The sequence below is a fragment of the Paraburkholderia sp. LEh10 genome (assembly GCF_017814945.1).
Taxonomy (GTDB): domain Bacteria; phylum Pseudomonadota; class Gammaproteobacteria; order Burkholderiales; family Burkholderiaceae; genus Paraburkholderia.
The window spans coordinates 1-16943 of the sequence record NZ_JAGIPX010000088.1 but is presented as its reverse complement, the minus strand read 5'-3'; the positions used below and the strand labels follow the sequence as shown (position 1 = coordinate 16943).

The window sequence follows — 16943 nt, the reverse complement described above, 5'->3', positions numbered from 1 at the left end:
TGAGACGCAGCGAGTCAACCCGGAGTACCTGATGACGGAAGCCAGCCACCTGACCGAAATCGCCGACCTCGAACCCGCGGCCGCCACGCTGCGCGATATCCGCCGCCATATTCACCGTCATCCCGAACTCGCGTACGAGGAAGTCGCGACGGCCGCGCTCGTCGCGGAAAAACTGGAGGCGTGGGGCTGGCAGGTCACGCGCGGCGTCGGCAAGACGGGTGTGGTCGGCACGCTGAAGGTCGGCGGCGGCATCCGCAGCATCGGCCTGCGCGCGGACATGGATGCGCTGCCCATCGTCGAGCAGACGGGGCTGCCTTACGCAAGCGCCGTGCAGGGCAAGATGCACGCATGCGGCCATGACGGTCACACGACGATGCTGCTCGGCGCTGCGCAACATCTCGCGAAGACGCGTCGTTTCTCGGGCACGGTGCATCTGTACTTTCAGCCCGCCGAGGAAAGCGGCATCGACAGCGGCGCGAAGAAGATGATCGACGACGGCCTGTTCGAGCGTTTTCCGTGCGACGCCGTGTTCGGCGTGCATAACCATCCGGGCGCGGAGCCGGGCAAGTTCCTGTTCCGCCGGGGCGCGTTCATGGCGGCGGGCGACAAGGCGACGATCACGATTCACGGCGTCGGCGGCCACGCGGCGCGGCCGCATCTGTGCGTCGATCCCATCGTGATCGCATCGAGCATCGTGATGGCGCTGCAGACCATCGTCGCGCGCAACGTGAATCCGGCGCAGCCTGCCGTGGTCACGGTGGGCACGATGCACGCGGGTGTCGCGAACAACGTGATTCCGTCGAGTGCGAAGCTCGAACTGAGCGTGCGCTCGTTCAGCCCGCAAGTGCGCGCATTGCTGAAGCAGCGGATCACGGAGCTCGCCGAAACCCAGGCGGCGAGCTACGGCGGCACGGCGCAGGTCGAGTACGTCGAAGGGTATCCCGTCGTCGTGAATACGGATGCCGAAACCGAGTTTGCGATTCAGGTCGCGCGCGAGCTGGTCGGCGCGGAAAACGTCGAGTCGAACGCGGACATCCTGATGGGCAGCGAGGACTTCGCATTCATGCTCGAACAGCGGCCAGGCTCGTTCCTGCGGCTGGGCAATGGCGTCGGCGAGGACGGCTGCATGGTGCACAACCCGCACTACGATTTCAACGACCGCAACCTGCCCATCGGCGCGGCCTATTGGGCGCGCCTGGTGGAGCGCTATCTGGGCCGTTGACGGGCTCGTCTAGCCGCGCAGCGCGACCATATTGGATACCGACTGCGCGGCTTTTTGCAGCGGCTCGAGAAAAGCCTTCACCATCTGCTTCGCGGAATTGCGCTGCGCGTTGCCGCTGATGTTCATCGCGGCGATGATCTGTCCGCGCCGGTTGCGGATCGGCGCGGACAGCGAAATCAGCCCGCCTTCCAGTTCCTGGTCGACGACCGCCCAGCCTTGGCTGCGCACCTGCGCGATCACTTTCTTCAGTTCGTTCTTGTCGGTGATCGTGCGCGGCGTGTGCGCGACGATGGGCGATGCGTCGAGCGTCGCATCGAGCGTCGCTTCGTCGAGCGACGACAGCAGCACGCGTCCCATCGACGTGCAGTACGCCGGCAGACGGCTGCCGATCGACAGGTTGATCGTCATGATCTTGTGCGTCGGCACGCGCAGCACGTAGACGATCTCGGTCCGGTCGAGCACGGCCGCCGAGCAGCTTTCGTGGACCTGCGCCGACAGCTCTTCCATGAAAGGCTCGGCGAGATTCCAGAACGGCATCGAGGTCAGATACGCGAAACCGAGGTCGAGGATCTTCGGCGTCAGGCGGAACAGACGGCCTTCGGCTTCGACGTAGCCGAGCGTTTGCAGCGTCAGCAGAATGCGGCGCGCGCCGGCGCGCGTGAGGCCAGTCGCCGACGCGACATCCGTCAGCGTCTGTTCGGGCCGCTCGGCGTTGAACGCGCGGATCACCGCGAGGCCGCGCGCGAACGATTGCACGTACGAATCGCCCGGCTTGTCGGGCGCGTCCGCCTCGACGGCGGGGACGGCTTGTGACTCGGTGGGTACTTTGCTCATGGGCCTCTGGACGAAACGTTCAAACCTGATGATCGGGCGGTTGTCAGCGCGCGGAAAGCCGTGACGATAGCGCAAGCGCCAGAATTCGCCAACCTTGGCGCGGCGTGCGTGCAATGGACGCGCGGCGTGCCCGCGGCGGGTTTTCCGCTCGCCCCGGAATTGGGGGTAATGTTTATTCCTACCGTTTTCGCCCACCGCTAATGCGCATTTCGACGCGCGTTCGGCCGCCGCCGCGCTTGACAGTCTTTCCGCCACGCGCCTATCATCGAACCTGAAATGTTCGATAGATGATCGTTTGTTCGAGTATAGAACAAATTTGGCATCGTCGGCACGGTATTCCGGCGCTGCCCCGATGCGCCGCCGCTGGTCAACAATACGCCAGCCCGCCATTACTGGAGACATCTCATGACGGAAGCTTTCCTGTGCGACGCGATTCGCACGCCGATTGGCCGCTATGCGGGTTCGCTGTCGTCGGTGCGTGCCGACGATCTCGGCGCGGTGCCGCTGAAGGCGCTGATGGAGCGCAACAAGGAAGTCGACTGGAGCGCGATTGACGACGTGATCTACGGCTGCGCGAACCAGGCGGGCGAGGACAACCGCAACGTCGCGCGCATGTCGCTGCTGCTGGCGGGGCTGCCGAAGGACGTGCCGGGCTCGACGGTCAACCGTCTGTGCGGTTCGGGCATGGATGCCGTCGGCATTGCAGCGCGCGCGATCAAGTCGGGTGAAGCGGGTCTGATGGTCGCGGGCGGCGTCGAAAGCATGAGCCGCGCGCCGTTCGTGATGGGCAAGGCGACGAGCGCGTTCTCGCGCCAGGCCGACATCTATGACACGACAATCGGCTGGCGTTTCGTCAATCCGCTGATGAAGCAGATCTACGGCGTCGACTCGATGCCCGAAACGGGCGAAAACGTCGCGACCGATTACAACGTCAGCCGCGCCGACCAGGACGCGTTTGCGGTGCGCAGCCAGTTGAAGGCGGCGCGCGCGCAGCAGGACGGCACGCTCGCGCAGGAAATCGTTTCGGTGACGATTGCGCAGAAGAAGGGCGACGCGATTGTCGTATCGAAGGACGAACATCCGCGCGAGACGAGTCTCGAAGCGCTCGCGAAGCTGAAGGGCGTCGTGCGTGCGGACGGCACCGTGACGGCGGGCAACGCGTCGGGTGTCAACGACGGCGCGGCCGCGCTGCTGCTCGCCAACGAAGCGACTGCGAAGCGCTTCGGGCTGACGCCGCGCGCACGCGTGCTCGGCATGGCGACGGCTGGCGTCGAGCCGCGCGTGATGGGTATCGGACCCGCGCCCGCGACGCAAAAGCTGCTGGCGCGGCTGAACATGAACATCAACCAGTTCGACGTGATCGAACTGAACGAAGCGTTCGCTTCGCAAGGTCTTGCGGTGCTGCGCGCGCTGGGCGTCGCCGACGACGATCCGCGCGTCAACCCGAACGGCGGTGCAATCGCGCTGGGCCACCCGCTCGGCATGAGCGGCGCGCGGCTCGTCACGACCGCGATGTATCAGCTGCAACGCACGCAAGGCCGCTTCGCGCTGTGTACGATGTGCATCGGCGTCGGCCAGGGCATCGCGATCGCGATCGAACGCATTTGATCGGCGTGCGGGTGCGTCGCGTGACGTTCCGTTGACGGCTCTTCACGCGATGCCTGCGACACGATCTGAAAAAGCTCGTACTGCGTACGAGCTTTTTTCATTTCCGCCTGTCACGCCGAAACGCGCTGGTGCGCACCTGCGCAATTTATCGCGAACGCGGCGCGAAAATATCCGCACCCAGCGACGAATAGCGCTCCAACAGGCGCATCAGCATGCCGCGCGCTTTCACTGGATGCGAAGTCAACGAAATCTGCGCCGCGGTGTTGCCCTCGGTGCTGACCCACACACGTTCGCCGCGATGCAGGCGGAAGGTTTCGCCGATCTGCAACCAGTGATCGTACGGCGACGCCGCGCGCGTGAGCCACACGCGCGCGCCTTGCACGACAAGCTCGGTGTTCGATTCGACGCGCCATGACATCGTCGCGCCGGGCTGTACGGCGAAATGGACGACGATCCTGGGCAACCATCCTTCGTGGGGACGCGAAAAGCACCGTGAGTCTTCGTCGGTGAACTGCTGACGAGCCTTGTCCATCATTCACTCCGTCAATTGAGCCGGAGGACGGAAGGCAACACCTAAAACAATAGGCCCCTTCCGTTTCCGGCGGGGCCTTGGGATCGTTTGGCTGACTGCTGCGGACTACTAACGCATGCACGCTCCCATAGGCCCGCCGCGATGGCGTGCCATTGGGTTTTTAATCGCGCAGGCGATGGTGATGTGTGTCGGCATGCATTCGAGTTTCCCGTCACGTCGATGCGTCGTCAACCGGTTTCGTGGCGCGCATTGCAGTTTGAGCATTTTCATGGAATTGCCCTCGATCGTGGAGCGGACACACGTCGTATGCGCAGGTAAAGCAATGCGCAGCCTGTGATCGCGAGCGGCCACAGCAGATACCAGCCGGTCGCGCAGCACAGTCCCGCCACTGCGATCAGCGCGACACGCGCGCAGCGATGCGGCCAGCTTCGGCGCGGCAACAGTCTCAACGCGGCCGCTGTGCCGAGTGCGTAGACGGTGACGAACGAGCCCGTTGTGAGCAGCACGAGCGGCTTAGGGCCGACGCCCGCGACGACTACGGCGACGAGCGCGAACGTGGCGAGCGCGGCGATTACGAACAGACTGCGGCGTGGCACATCGCCGGCGCGGCTGCCTTGCGCAAGCCACTGCGGCAGCGCGCCGTCGCGGCCCAGTGCCGCGCCGAGTTTCGCCGCGCCCGCGAAATAGGCGTTCATCGTGCCGAGCGTGAGCAGCAATGCGGCGACGGCGGCCAGCATCTGCACCTTGCCGCCCAGGCCGCGCGCGAGCAGTTCCGCGAGCGGCGCACTCGAAGTGCCCGCGGCCGGCCCGAGCACCATCACGCTTGTGGTCGCGACGCCCATGTGCAGCACACCGACCACGACGACGGCAATGCCCGCCGCCAACGGCAGATCGCGCGCAGGGCGGCGAAACTCGGCGGCAAGGTGCGTGATGGCTTCCCAGCCCGCAAAGCTCCAGACCAGCAGCGCCGCAGCCGGAAAGACGGCGAGCCAGCCGTGCGGCGCGAACGGCTGCAGGTTGGCAGCGCGCGCATGCGGCGCCGACGCGATCACGGCGGCGAGCAGCAGCGCGACGAGCAACGCGGCGAGCACCAGTTGCAGCCGTCCCGACACCGTCAGCCCCAGCGCGTTCGCGAGCGTCACGGTCGCGATCAGCGCGGCGGCTGTGACAATCACGCTCCATTCGCCGCCGCCAAAAGCGGCGGCAACATAAGCACCGCCGAACATCGCCGCAGCCGGTGCGCCCGCCGGCACGGCAAAGTAAAAGCACCAGCCGACGATGGCCGCGACGCGCGGCCCGAACGCATTGCGCACATAGGTCGATACGCCGCCCGCGTCCGGATAGCGCGCGCCGAGCGCGGCAAACGTCGCCGCCAGCGGCACCGACAGCACGACGAGCGCGAACCACGCAACGAGGGAGGCGGGGCCGGCCGCTTGCGCCGCGAGCGCCGGCAGCGCGATCACCCCCGTGCCGAGCACCGCGCCCACATAAAGCGCCGCGCCTTGCATGACGCTCAGGCCGCCCGCATGCGGCGACACGGCCGCCGACGTGCTCATGCCTGCGCCCCGGCCAACTCGTAGGAGCGATGCGCTGCGTACGCGCCGTTGCCTTTGTCCGCACGCAGCGTGCGCCATTCGGTGACTTCCCGCGGACGCACGAGCAGCTCGGCGAGCGCCTCGTGATACGCGCGCCGATAGGGCCGATGAATCTGCTCTTCACGTTGATCTTCGCCACCGTGTTCACGGCATTCCCACGTTTCGTAAAGCAGCAGCCGGCACGGCGAGTCGGGATCGCGATGCAGCACGGCCTCGTGAAAATCCGGCTCGTCGCGCATCGCGTCGAGCACGCCGTTCAGCAGCGCCAGAAAGCGTTCGAGCTTGTCGGGCAGCACCTGAAAACGGACCACATATGTGACTTGCATACAGCACATCCCCCCAATGGATCTCGCGTGATGAATACCGTTATACTCGCCAATAACTGACAACCCATGTCATGAATTTGGAAGGGCGTAAAAATTGGCGACGAGCCGGCTCGTTTCGATGCTGCTGATGCTGCAGGTCAAAGGCCGCGTGACTGCGCAGGCGCTCGCCGACGAGTTCAACGTGTCGATCCGCACGGTCTATCGCGATATCGATCAGTTGAGCGCGGCGGGCGTCCCCGTGTATGCGGATCGCGGACCCGGCGGCGGCTTCGCGCTGCTCGACGGCTATCGCGCGAAGCTGACGGGCATCACGAAGGCCGAAGCGGAGACACTGTCGATTGCCGGCCTGACGGGCGCGGCGTCCGACCTCGGCTTGTCCGAGCAGTTGCGCGCCGCGCAGCTCAAGCTCGTCACGGCGCTGCCCGACGCCGCGCCCGATACGTCGCGCATCGGCTCGCGGCTGCATATCGATCCCGTCGGCTGGTACCAGCGGCCTTCGCCGACGCCCTGGTTGACGATGCTCGCGGGCGCCGTATGGGATCAGAAGCGCATATCGATGCAATACCGCACGTGGAATGCCCGCGACGAGCAGGACGGCGTGCGTGTGCGCGATCCGCTCGGGCTCGTGTTGAAGGGCGGCGAATGGTATCTGGTCGCGCGCGTGCGCACGCAATTGCGCACCTATCGCGTGTCGAGCATCACGCAGCTCATCGTGCACGACGAAACGTTCGAACGCCCAGACGATTTCGATTTGCGCGACGAATGGTCATCGGCGGTGGCGTTGTTCGAGAAAAGCCTGCTGAAGCACACCGCACGGCTGCGGTTGTCGCCGCAAGGGATGACGCGCCTGCACCGGCTCGGCGCGGCGGCTGTCGAGCAGGCGCAGATCTCGCCGCCTTCGGAGCAGGACGGCTGGCAGGAAGTGACGTTGCCCGTCGAGCAGCTCGGCTATGCGGCCGAGCAGCTGCTCGGCTTCGCGGGGCACGTCAAGGTGCTCGATCCGCCGGAATTGCGTGAGCGCTTGCGCGATCTCGGCGAGCAGATCGCGTCGTTGAACGCGGGCTGATCGCACGCGCTCGCATGCGGCGGCGCGCCGGAAAAAGCCCGCAAAAACGGGGCAAAAAAGGGCGCAAGAGCGCAAGCATCAACTGCGATGCGGTCCGACGATCCCGAGCTTCGCAATGCGCCGATACAACGTCGCGCGCGACATCCCCAGCGCTTCGGCCGCCGCGTTCGGACGCCAGTGATGACGCGTGAGCGCATTGACGATGCGGGCGCGCTCGTCGTCGATGTCCGCCGGCGCGGGCCGTCCGCTCGCTTCATCCGGCGCGAGCAACGCCGCCACATCGGGCGAAACATGGCGCAGTTCGACGCGCGTCGCATCGCACACCGCGCATGCGTATCGCAATACGTTGCGCAGTTGCCGGATATTGCCCGGCCACGTGAAGCGCGCGAGACGCTCGGCGAGCCGCGCATCGAGCGTCAGCACGTGGCCCGCGCTTTGCGCTTCTTCATCGAACACGGCATGCACGACGTCGAGAATGTCGGCGCGCTCGCGCAACGGCGGCATGTGCAGTGTCGCGCCGCTCAGCCGGTAATACAGGTCTTCGCGGAACGTGCCTTCGGCGACCATGCGCGCGAGGTCGCGGTGCGTCGCGCAGATCACGTCGATATCGACATGCACGGGGGCATCGCCGCCAAGCGGCAATACTTCGCCTTCGGCGAGCACGCGCAGCAGGCGCGTCTGCAGGTTGAGCGGCATGTCGCCGATTTCATCGAGAAACAGCGTGCCGCCGTTCGCCTGTGCGATCTTGCCGCGCGCGCCACGGCTGCGCGCGCCCGTGAACGCGCCGGGCGCATAGCCGAACAACTCGCTTTCGATCAGCGAATCGGGAATTGCGCCGCAATTCACGGCGACGAATGGTTTCGCACGGCGCGCGCCCGATGCATGCAGCGCTTGCGCGAACACCTCCTTGCCGACGCCCGTCTCGCCGAGAATCAGAATGGGCAGATGCTTGCCCGCAATGCGCAGCGCGACCTCCGCGTTGCGCGCGATGCGCGAGTCGCGGCTGTGCAGGAAGCGGCTGATGGCGTCGAGGTTCGTATCCGCGTGCACATCGGCTGATCCGCTGACGGCGCCCGCGCACGACACGACAGGCGCGATGCGCGACGCGCGCTTGAGCGGTGCGCGAATGCGCGCATACAGCACGGCGCCCGTCGCGCGCAGACGCAGCGGCACGATCGTATCGGTGCGCGCGACGTCGTGCAGATGCACGGCGGACGTATCGAAGATTTCATCGACGTGACGCGGCCCGCTCAAGCCCGCGATGCATTCCTGTGCCTTGCGGTTCGACGCGGCGATATTGCCGCATTCGTCGAACGCGATCAGCACTTCGGGCTGCGCTTCGACGAAATTGCGGCTCTGGTGCCCGAAGATCACCCAATGCTGCGCGGTCTGATTGAGGAAATATCCGTCTTCGATCAGCGCCGCGCTTTGACGCACGAGCTGAAACACGAGCCGCTGGCTGTCGCGGCTGTCGGGCGACTGCACGGCCGACGCATCGAGCACGCCGATCAGTTCGCCCGTCGGAGAGAAGATCGGCGATGCGCTGCAAGTGAGCGTCGTGAAAGCCGCGCGGAAGTGATCGATCTTGTGCACGGTGATGGGCGCGAGATCGGTCAGCACGCTCGCGATCCCGCACGTGCCTTCCTCGCTTTCCGACCAGCACGAGCCGATGTGAAGACCCGCGTGCTTGAAATCGCCGCGCCGGTCGCGCTCGATCCGGTAATCGATCGTGACGCCGTGGGCATCCGTCAGCATCACGCAGTAGTCGGCGACGCGGACCATGTCGTGCAGGCGCGTGAGGCACTGGCCCGACGCGCGCAGAAACGCTTCTTCCTTGCCTTGCACTTCGCGCAGCTCGGCCGCCGTCAGCACGCGCGGCCCGATCACCGAGCCCGGATCGAGCCGGTATTGCTCATACGAACGCTGCCACGACGATACGAGACGCGACGAATTAGCGGGCGCGGGCAGGCGGCCTTCAATGGCGCCGCGCACGCGGTCGATGTGCTGCGTTTGAGAGACGTAAGGCATGGTCGGCTCCCGTCGAGCGGCGCGCGCTCTGCATGGTTGCGTTGATGACGGCCGGTCGTGCGGATCTCTTCGGTCGGACCTTCTTGTAGCACATCTGGCTTGCGCGATCACATTGCATTGCAGCACGCGAGACACATGAGACGATCGTCTCACTGATGCGTGAGACAGCCGTGAGACGCGTAACGTTCGATGCGGCAATGTGTTCGGGGCGACTGGCTGCGGGGCGCGCGTGCGCGACGGCGCAGCCCCGGCGCGATGTGCGCCATGTGCGCCGCCGCATGCGACGTTTCAATGCGTGTCGACTGTGGGCTCGCAGTCGGCTGAAACCCTTGACATACAAGGCTTCCAGCCCGCGCGACGGATGCGGCGAGACTTTGGCATGGCTGTTGCAGTAACGCTGTCGCCGAGGCGGCCTTTGCGCATCACGTGAGAAAGACGCTATCGGCAAACACAAATTCGATGTGGAGACAGCCCGTGGCATCGCCCATTACCGTCGGCGTGATTGCGAACCCTGCATCGGGGCGCGACATTCGCCGCCTCACGACACATGCATCGGTGTTCCCGACGGCTGAAAAGGCCAACATGGTCGTGCGCCTGCTCGCAGGGCTCGGCGCACTGGGCGTAGACCGCGTGCTGACGCTGCGCGATCGCACAGGCGTCGCCGCGCTGCTGCTGCGCGCACTCGACACGCACGCGGCAACGGGCGCGGGCGAGCGCTGGCCCGAAGTCGAGTTCATCGATCTGCCCATCACCGACACCGTCGCCGATACGCACGCGGGCACGGCGCACATGGTACGCGAGGGCGTCGAGCTGATCGCCGTGCTGGGTGGCGACGGCACGCACCGCGCGGTGGCCGCGCATTGCGGCAGCGTGCCGCTGCTGACGCTGTCCACGGGCACCAACAACGCGTTTCCCGATATGCGCGAAGCGACCATCGCCGGCATGGCGGGCGCGCTGGTCGCGTCGGGCGCCGTGCCGCCCGATGTCGCGTTGACGCGCAACAAGCGGCTCGTCGTGCGCTGCGTCGCGGGCCCAAATCGCGGGCGCGAAGAGATTGCGCTCGTCGATGTATGCGTGAGCCGCCAGCGCTTCGTCGGTGCACGCGCGGTGTCCGAGCCGTCGGATATCGAGTCGCTCTTTCTAACCTTCGCTGCGCCCGACGGCATCGGCCTTTCGTCGATAGGCGGCGCCTGGGCGCCCGTCGAGCGCACGGCGCCGCACGGTTTGCATCTGACCTTCGCGCAACCCGGCGCGGATGGCTTGATGAACGGCGCCGGCGTGCCTGTGTTCGCGCCTATCGCGCCGGGCCGGATCGATCAGGTGACGATGCGCAGTTGCGAGCGCTTCGAAGTCGGCGACTGGCTGCCCATCGACGCGCACCACGGCACGCTCGCATTCGACGGCGAGCGCGAGATCGAAATCGAGCGCGACGACCGCTACGAAATCGCACTCGACTGGAGCGGCCCGTTGACGGTGGACGTGAGCCGCACGCTGCGCTTTTCGGCATCGCGTCAGCTGATGCGGGAGATGGCGGGCGCATCGATGCAGGCGCTCGCACAAACGCAAACGCAAAAGCAAACGCAAACGCAAACGCAGGCGCATTCGGAATAAAGGGAGTTCATTCAAGCGGAGCCCACTCCGCACGGTTGCAGTCACGATCGACAACATCAAGGAGACACACCATGTCTGTTTCGAGTCAGTTGAGCAAGGAGAAACTGCTGGAAGCGTACCGGCTGATGCGCACCATTCGCGAGTTCGAGGAGCGCCTGCACGTCGAGTTCGCGACGGGCGAGATTCCGGGCTTCGTACACCTGTACGCAGGCGAGGAAGCGTCGGCCGTCGGCACGATGCTGCATCTGAACAACAACGACTATGTGGCGACCACGCACCGCGGCCACGGCCACTGCATCGCGAAGGGCGTCGACGTGCATGGGATGATGGCCGAAATCTATGGGCGGCAGACGGGCGTTTGCAAAGGCAAGGGCGGTTCGATGCACATTGCCGATCTGTCGAAGGGGATGCTGGGCGCGAACGGTATCGTCGGCGCGGGCGGTCCGCTGGTGTGCGGCGCGGCGCTCGCGGCGAAGCTGAAAAAGACGGGCGGCGTGGGCGTGTGCTTCTTCGGCGACGGCGCATCGAACCAGGGGACGATCTTCGAATCGATGAATCTCGCGAGCGTGTGGCGCTTGCCGGCGATTTTCGTCGCGGAGAACAACGGCTATGCGGAAGCGACGTCGTCGACATGGTCGGTGGCGTCGGACAACATCGCCGACCGTGCGAGCGGCTTCGGCATGCCGGGCGTGATCGTCGACGGCTTCGATTTCTTCGCGGTGCATGAAGCACTCGGCGAAGCGATCGAGCGCGCGCGCGGCGGCGGCGGGCCGACGCTCATCGAAGTGAAGCTGTCGCGCTATTTCGGCCACTTCGAAGGCGATGCGCAGACCTATCGCGCGCCGGGTGAAGTGCAGAAGCTGCGCGACGAAAAGGACTGCCTGAAGCGCTTCGAAGAGCGCGTGCTGCGCGCGGAAATGCTGACAGCCGACGAGCTGCGCAAGATCGATGCTTCCGTGAAGGCGCTGATCGACGATTCCGTCGTGAAGGCGAAGGCTGCGCCGCTGCCGACGCAGGCCGATCTGCTGACCGACGTGTACGTGTCGTATCCGTAACCCACCGATCACTCTCAGACGATTCAGGAGACAGACATGGCACGCAAGATCACGTATTCTCAGGCGATCAACGAAGCACTGAGTCAGGAAATGGCGCGCGATGAAAGCGTCATCGTGATGGGCGAAGACAACGCGGGCGGCGCGGGCTCGCCCGGCGAGCAGGACGCATGGGGCGGCGTGCTCGGCGTCACGAAAGGGCTTTATCACAAGTATCCGGGCCGCGTGCTCGACACGCCGATCTCGGAGGGCGGCTTCATCGGCGCGGCGGTGGGCGCGGCGGCAGCAGGCATGCGTCCCGTCGCCGAACTGATGTTCATCGACTTCATGGGCGTGTGCTTCGACCAGATCTTCAATCAGGCGGCGAAATTCCGCTACATGTTCGGCGGCAACGCGGTGACGCCCGTCGTGATCCGCACGATGCAGGGCGCGGGCTTGCGCGCGGCCGCGCAGCACTCGCAGATGCTGACCTCGCTGTTCACGCATGTGCCGGGGCTCAAGGTTGTGTGCCCGTCGACGCCCTATGACGCGAAGGGCCTGATGATCCAGGCGATCCGCGATAACGATCCCGTCATCTTCTGCGAGCACAAGCTGTTGTACACCCGCGAAGGCGATGTGCCCGAAGAACTGTATGCGATTCCATTCGGCGAGGCGAACGTGGTGCGCGAAGGCGACGACGCGACCATCGTCACGTACGGCCGTATGGTGCATTACGCGACGGAGGCCGCCGACAAGCTCGCGAAAGACGGCGTCAAGGCCGAGGTGATCGATCTGCGCACGACGTCGCCCCTCGATGAAGAGACGATTCTGGAGAGCGCGGAGCGCACGGGCCGCGTCGTCGTGGTGGACGAAGCGAATCCGCGCTGCTCGGTGGCGACGGACATCGCCGCGCTCGTCGCGCAGAAGGCGTTCCATTCGCTGAAGGCGCCCATCGAGATCGTCACCGCGCCGCATACGCCCACGCCTTTCTCGGGCGTGCTCGAAGATCTCTACATTCCGTCGGCGGACAAGATCGCCGCAGCCGTCAAACAGACGCGACACTGAGCGAGGAACTGAGCAATGTCGATTCATATGATCACGATGCCCAAGTGGGGCCTGTCGATGGAGCAGGGGCAGGTCAACGGCTGGCTGAAATCTCCCGGCGACAAGGTGGCGAAAGGCGACGAGGTGCTCGACGTCGAGAGCGACAAGATTGCCTCGGGCGTCGAGTGCGCATTCGACGGCACGCTGCGCCGGCAGATCGCGCAGGAGGGCGACACGCTGCCCGTCGGCGCGCTGCTCGGCGTGGTGGCCGACGCCGAAGACGCGGACGCGGACATCGATGCGGCCGTCGAAGCGTTTCAGCGGGACTTCGTGCCGCTCGCCGCCGATTCGGCGGACGCGGGCCCGCAGCCGGAGAAGGCGCAGATTGGCGGGCGCACGGTCCGTTACCTGAAGATCGGCGAGGGCGGCACGCCCGCCGTGCTGATCCACGGTTTCGGCGGCGATCTGAACAACTGGCTCTTCAATCACGCCGATCTGGCCGCGCATCGCACTGTGTATGCGCTCGATCTGCCGGGGCATGGCGAATCGTCGAAAGCCGTCGAGTCGGGCAGCGCCGACGAGCTCGCCGACAGCGTGATCGCGTTTCTCGACGATCGCGGTATCGAACACGCGCACCTCGTCGGGCATTCGATGGGCAGTCTCGTCGCGATGACGGTGGCAGTGAAGGCGCCGCAGCGTGTGGCGTCGCTTTCGCTGATTTCGGGCGCGGGCCTCGGCAACGAGATCAACCGCGAGTACATCGACGGTTTCGTTTCGGGCAACAGCCGCAATACGCTGAAGCCTCATCTGACGAAGCTGTTCGCCGATGGCTCGCTGGTGACGCGGCAACTCGTCGAGGACATCGTCAAGTACAAGCGGCTCGAAGGCGTGAGCGAGACGTTGCAGAAGATCGCAGCGTCGGCATTCAGGGACGGCGCGCAGCAGCGCAGCTATCGCGATCGCATCGGTACGCTTGCGCCGCGCACGCTCGTGATCTGGGGCGAGCTGGACCAGATCATTCCCGCGAGCCACGCGCAGGGACTTCCCGGCGATATCCGCGTGCATGTGCTGCCGGGCAAGGGGCATATGGTGCAGATGGAGTCGGCGTCCGACGTGAACCGCCTGCTCAACGACTTCTTCGGGGCCTGACGATGGATGCCGCTGCGCAAACGTCCACGCGCGATAGCGTCACGGCCCTCGGGCAGCACGGCTTGCGCAGCCGCGACAAGCTCGCGCGCATCCCGGTGAAGATCGTGCCGCTCGAGCATGGCGACGCATTGCCGAAGCCGCCTTGGTTGCGAGCGAGGCCGATGATGAGCGAGACGGTGGCGGGCATGGCGTCGATACTGCGCGAGCATCGTCTGCATTCCGTGTGCGAGGAGGCGATGTGCCCGAATATCGGTGAATGCTTCGCGCAGCACACGGCGACGTTCATGATCATGGGCGGCATCTGCACGCGCCGTTGCGCGTTCTGCGATGTCGCGCATGGCCGCCCGTTGCCGCTCGATGACGAAGAACCGGCGCGGCTTGCCGATGCTGTCGCCGCGCTGGGTCTGCGGTATGTGGTGATCACGTCGGTGGATCGCGACGATCTGCGCGATGGCGGCGCGGCGCATTTCGCGCGTTGTGTCGCGCTGTTGCGCGAGCGTGTGCCGGGGATTCGCGTCGAGGTGCTGACGCCGGATTTTCGCGGGCGTGTCGAGCGCGCGCTCGATGCGTTGTCGGCGGCCTGGCCCGACGTGTTCAATCACAACGTCGAAACGGTGCCGTCGCTGTATCGGGCGGCGCGGGCGGGAGCGGATTATCGCGGGTCGCTCGGATTGCTTCGAAAGATGAAGGAGGCGAATGCGTCCGTCGTGACGAAGTCGGGGTTGATGGTGGGGCTCGGCGAAACCGATGACGAGTTGCTGGATACGATGCGCGACATCCGCGAGCATGACGTCGACGTGCTGACGATCGGGCAGTATCTGGCGCCGTCGAAGTTTCATATGCCCGTCAGGCGTTATGTTTCGCCGCAGACATTCGGTGCATTCAGAGAGGAGGGCCTGAAGCTCGGATTTCGTGAAATCGTTTCGGGGCCGCTCGTGCGGTCTTCTTATCACGCGAGCGAGACGACTGTCATTCCGATCAAGCTCGTGGAGAAGCATCCCGGGACGATGGAGATGCCCGAGACCTCGTGAAAAAAAAGCCCGCGTTTGAGCGGGCTTTTCGACGCCGGATCGGCGACGCAATCGGCGCAGCATCTGACGGAACACGCGGCGTAACATCCGGCGCGGCTACGAATATAGCCGCGCCGGACGATCGTTAAACGCCACCGATACACATGTACTTGATCACGACATACTCGTCGATCCCGTAGTGCGATCCTTCGCGCCCAAGGCCCGACTGCTTGACGCCACCGAACGGCGCGACCTCGTTGGAGATCGCGCCCGTATTGATGCCGACCATGCCGAATTCGAGCGCTTCCGCGACGCGCCAGATGCGGCCGATATCGCGGCTATAGAAGTACGACGCAAGGCCGTATTCGGTGCTGTTCGCCATCTCGATCACTTGCGCATCCGACGAGAAGCGGAACAGCGGCGCCAGCGGGCCGAAGGTTTCATCGCGCGCGACTTTCATGTCGGGCGTGACATCGGCGAGCACGGTCGGCTCGAAAAAGCCATGGCCGAGCGCGTGACGCTTGCCGCCCACGACGACGCGCGCACCTTTGCCGAGCGCATCTTCGATATGCGATTCGACCTTGAGCACGGCGGCCTCGTTGATGAGAGGGCCTTGCTGCACGCCTTGCTCGGTGCCGTAGCCGACCTTGAGCTTCGCGACGGCGGCGCTGAGTTTTTCGGCGAACGCATCGTAGACGCGGTCGTGCACATAGAAGCGGTTCGTGCACACGCAGGTTTGTCCGCTGTTGCGGTACTTCGATGCAATTGCGCCTTCGACGGCGGCATCGAGATCGGCGTCATCGAACACGATGAACGGCGCATTGCCGCCGAGTTCGAGCGAGACCTTCTTGACGGTTGGCGCGCACTGCGCCATCAGCAGGCGTCCGACGGGCGTCGAACCCGTGAACGACAGCTTGCGCACCGTCGCATTGCTGGTCATTTCGCTGCCGATCGGCTTCGGGTCGCCGGTGACGACGCTGAAGATGCCGGCGGGCACGCCGGCGCGTTCGGCGAGCACGGCGAGCGCGAGCGCGGACAAAGGCGTCGCTTCAGCGGGCTTGACGACGATGGGGCAGCCGGCGGCGAGCGCGGGGCCGACCTTGCGCGTGATCATCGCGGCGGGGAAATTCCACGGCGTAATGGCGGCGCAGACGCCGACGGGTTCCCTCGTGACGACGATGCGCTTGTCGTTGGCGACGGTGGGGATCGTGTCGCCGTAGACGCGTTTGGCTTCTTCGCCGAACCATTCGAGGAACGACGCCGCATAGCCGATTTCGCCTTTTGCTTCGGCGAGCGGCTTGCCCTGTTCGGTGGTCAGGATCAACGCCAGATCGTCGGCGTTCGCGAGCATCAGGTCGTTCCATTTGCGGAGGATTTCCGCGCGTTGTTTGCCCGTTTTTGCCTTCCAGGCGGGCCAGGCTTTGTTGGCCGCGTCGATGGCGCGGCGGGTTTCCTGTGCGCCCATCCGGGGTACTTGCGCGATCAATGCGCCCGTTGCCGGGTTTAGCACCTCGAAGGTTTCGTTGTTGTCGGCGTTCTGCCATTCGCCATTGATGTAGGCTTTCGTTTGCAACAGCGTTGGGTCTTGCAGTTTGCTTTGCAGGTCGGTCATTTCGGTTTGTCCTCTTTGCTTTTTGTCTGCGACGCTGTTTGGTTTGCGTTGCCCTGCGCGGGCATTCGTTATTTGCCGCTATCGCTGTCGCTGGCATCCGCGATGCGGTCTTTGTTTTGCCGCTGTCGCTGGCATCCGCGATGCGAGTTGTTTTGCCGCTGTCGCTCGCATCCGCGATGCGCCTCGCGGCGCAGGCGCTGCCCCTGTGCGGGGCGGCACCTACTTTCTTTGCCGCGGCAAAGAAAGTAGGCAAAGAAAGCCGCTCACACCGCCAA

General features: G+C 65.2%; 15 protein-coding genes. 9 read left to right on the top strand and 6 right to left on the bottom strand.

What is annotated here, in order from left to right; genetic code table 11:
• Positions 1-31: 31 nt before the first annotated feature.
• Positions 32-1222, top strand: a complete 1191-nt coding sequence (locus J8I87_RS38935) for a M20 aminoacylase family protein (RefSeq protein WP_209937725.1) — start codon at positions 32-34, stop codon at positions 1220-1222.
• Positions 1223-1231: 9 nt separating this feature from the next.
• Here J8I87_RS38935 and J8I87_RS38930 read toward each other — a convergent pair whose 3' ends face one another.
• Positions 1232-2056, bottom strand: a complete 825-nt coding sequence (locus J8I87_RS38930; RefSeq protein WP_209937724.1) for an IclR family transcriptional regulator — start codon at positions 2054-2056, stop codon at positions 1232-1234.
• Between the two features lie 405 nt (positions 2057-2461).
• Here J8I87_RS38930 and pcaF point away from each other — a divergent pair, with 405 nt between their 5' ends.
• The gene (gene pcaF, locus J8I87_RS38925) at positions 2462-3664 is read left to right on the top strand and encodes a 3-oxoadipyl-CoA thiolase (RefSeq protein ID WP_209937723.1); all 1203 of its coding nucleotides are present in this window, start codon (positions 2462-2464) and stop codon (positions 3662-3664) included.
• 145 nt (positions 3665-3809) lie between these two features.
• Here pcaF and J8I87_RS38920 read toward each other — a convergent pair whose 3' ends face one another.
• From J8I87_RS38920 to J8I87_RS38910, 3 genes are all read right to left on the bottom strand, one after another.
• A complete protein-coding gene (locus J8I87_RS38920) occupies positions 3810-4199 on the bottom strand; it encodes a DUF2917 domain-containing protein (protein WP_245254484.1) in 390 nt (129 codons plus the stop codon).
• 263 nt (positions 4200-4462) lie between these two features.
• The gene (locus J8I87_RS38915) at positions 4463-5752 is read right to left on the bottom strand and encodes an APC family permease (RefSeq protein ID WP_209937722.1); all 1290 of its coding nucleotides are present in this window, start codon (positions 5750-5752) and stop codon (positions 4463-4465) included.
• The gene (locus J8I87_RS38910) at positions 5749-6117 is read right to left on the bottom strand and encodes a putative quinol monooxygenase (protein WP_209937721.1); all 369 of its coding nucleotides are present in this window, start codon (positions 6115-6117) and stop codon (positions 5749-5751) included. The genes J8I87_RS38915 and J8I87_RS38910 overlap by 4 nt, the downstream gene beginning before the upstream one ends.
• Before the next feature lie 94 nt (positions 6118-6211).
• On the opposite strand from J8I87_RS38910, the gene J8I87_RS38905 reads away from it, so the two are divergent.
• Positions 6212-7183, top strand: a complete 972-nt coding sequence (locus J8I87_RS38905; RefSeq protein ID WP_209937719.1) for a YafY family protein — start codon at positions 6212-6214, stop codon at positions 7181-7183.
• A gap of 78 nt (positions 7184-7261) precedes the next feature.
• Here the strand turns inward: J8I87_RS38905 and J8I87_RS38900 are convergent, their stop codons facing one another.
• Positions 7262-9211: a sigma-54-dependent Fis family transcriptional regulator gene (locus tag J8I87_RS38900; RefSeq protein ID WP_209937718.1), complete on the bottom strand. Its 1950-nt coding sequence runs from the start codon at positions 9209-9211 to the stop codon at positions 7262-7264.
• 474 nt (positions 9212-9685) lie between these two features.
• Between J8I87_RS38900 and J8I87_RS38895 the strand changes: the two genes are divergently transcribed.
• The 5 genes from J8I87_RS38895 (at position 9686) to lipA (ending at position 15077) form a co-directional block, all read left to right on the top strand.
• Positions 9686-10822: an ATP-NAD kinase family protein gene (locus J8I87_RS38895; protein ID WP_209937717.1), complete on the top strand. Its 1137-nt coding sequence runs from the start codon at positions 9686-9688 to the stop codon at positions 10820-10822.
• Between the two features lie 71 nt (positions 10823-10893).
• Positions 10894-11877 (top strand): thiamine pyrophosphate-dependent dehydrogenase E1 component subunit alpha, encoded by a 984-nt coding sequence (locus tag J8I87_RS38890; RefSeq protein ID WP_209937716.1) that lies wholly within the window; start codon positions 10894-10896, stop codon positions 11875-11877.
• Between the two features lie 36 nt (positions 11878-11913).
• Complete coding sequence (locus J8I87_RS38885) at positions 11914-12918, top strand: alpha-ketoacid dehydrogenase subunit beta (RefSeq protein WP_209937715.1); 1005 nt, start codon at positions 11914-11916, stop codon at positions 12916-12918.
• Positions 12919-12933: 15 nt separating this feature from the next.
• Positions 12934-14046 carry an acetoin dehydrogenase dihydrolipoyllysine-residue acetyltransferase subunit gene (locus J8I87_RS38880; protein WP_209937714.1) on the top strand — a complete coding sequence of 371 codons (1113 nt, stop codon included), beginning with the start codon at positions 12934-12936 and terminating at the stop codon, positions 14044-14046.
• 2 nt (positions 14047-14048) lie between these two features.
• Positions 14049-15077, top strand: a complete 1029-nt coding sequence (lipA, locus tag J8I87_RS38875) for a lipoyl synthase (RefSeq protein WP_245254483.1) — start codon at positions 14049-14051, stop codon at positions 15075-15077.
• Positions 15078-15201: 124 nt separating this feature from the next.
• Here lipA and J8I87_RS38870 read toward each other — a convergent pair whose 3' ends face one another.
• Positions 15202-16668: an NAD-dependent succinate-semialdehyde dehydrogenase gene (locus J8I87_RS38870; protein ID WP_209937712.1), complete on the bottom strand. Its 1467-nt coding sequence runs from the start codon at positions 16666-16668 to the stop codon at positions 15202-15204.
• A 38-nt stretch (positions 16669-16706) separates the two neighbouring features.
• Between J8I87_RS38870 and J8I87_RS38865 the strand changes: the two genes are divergently transcribed.
• A partial coding sequence (locus tag J8I87_RS38865; protein ID WP_209937711.1) for a hypothetical protein occupies positions 16707-16943 on the top strand: 237 nt, incomplete at its 3' end.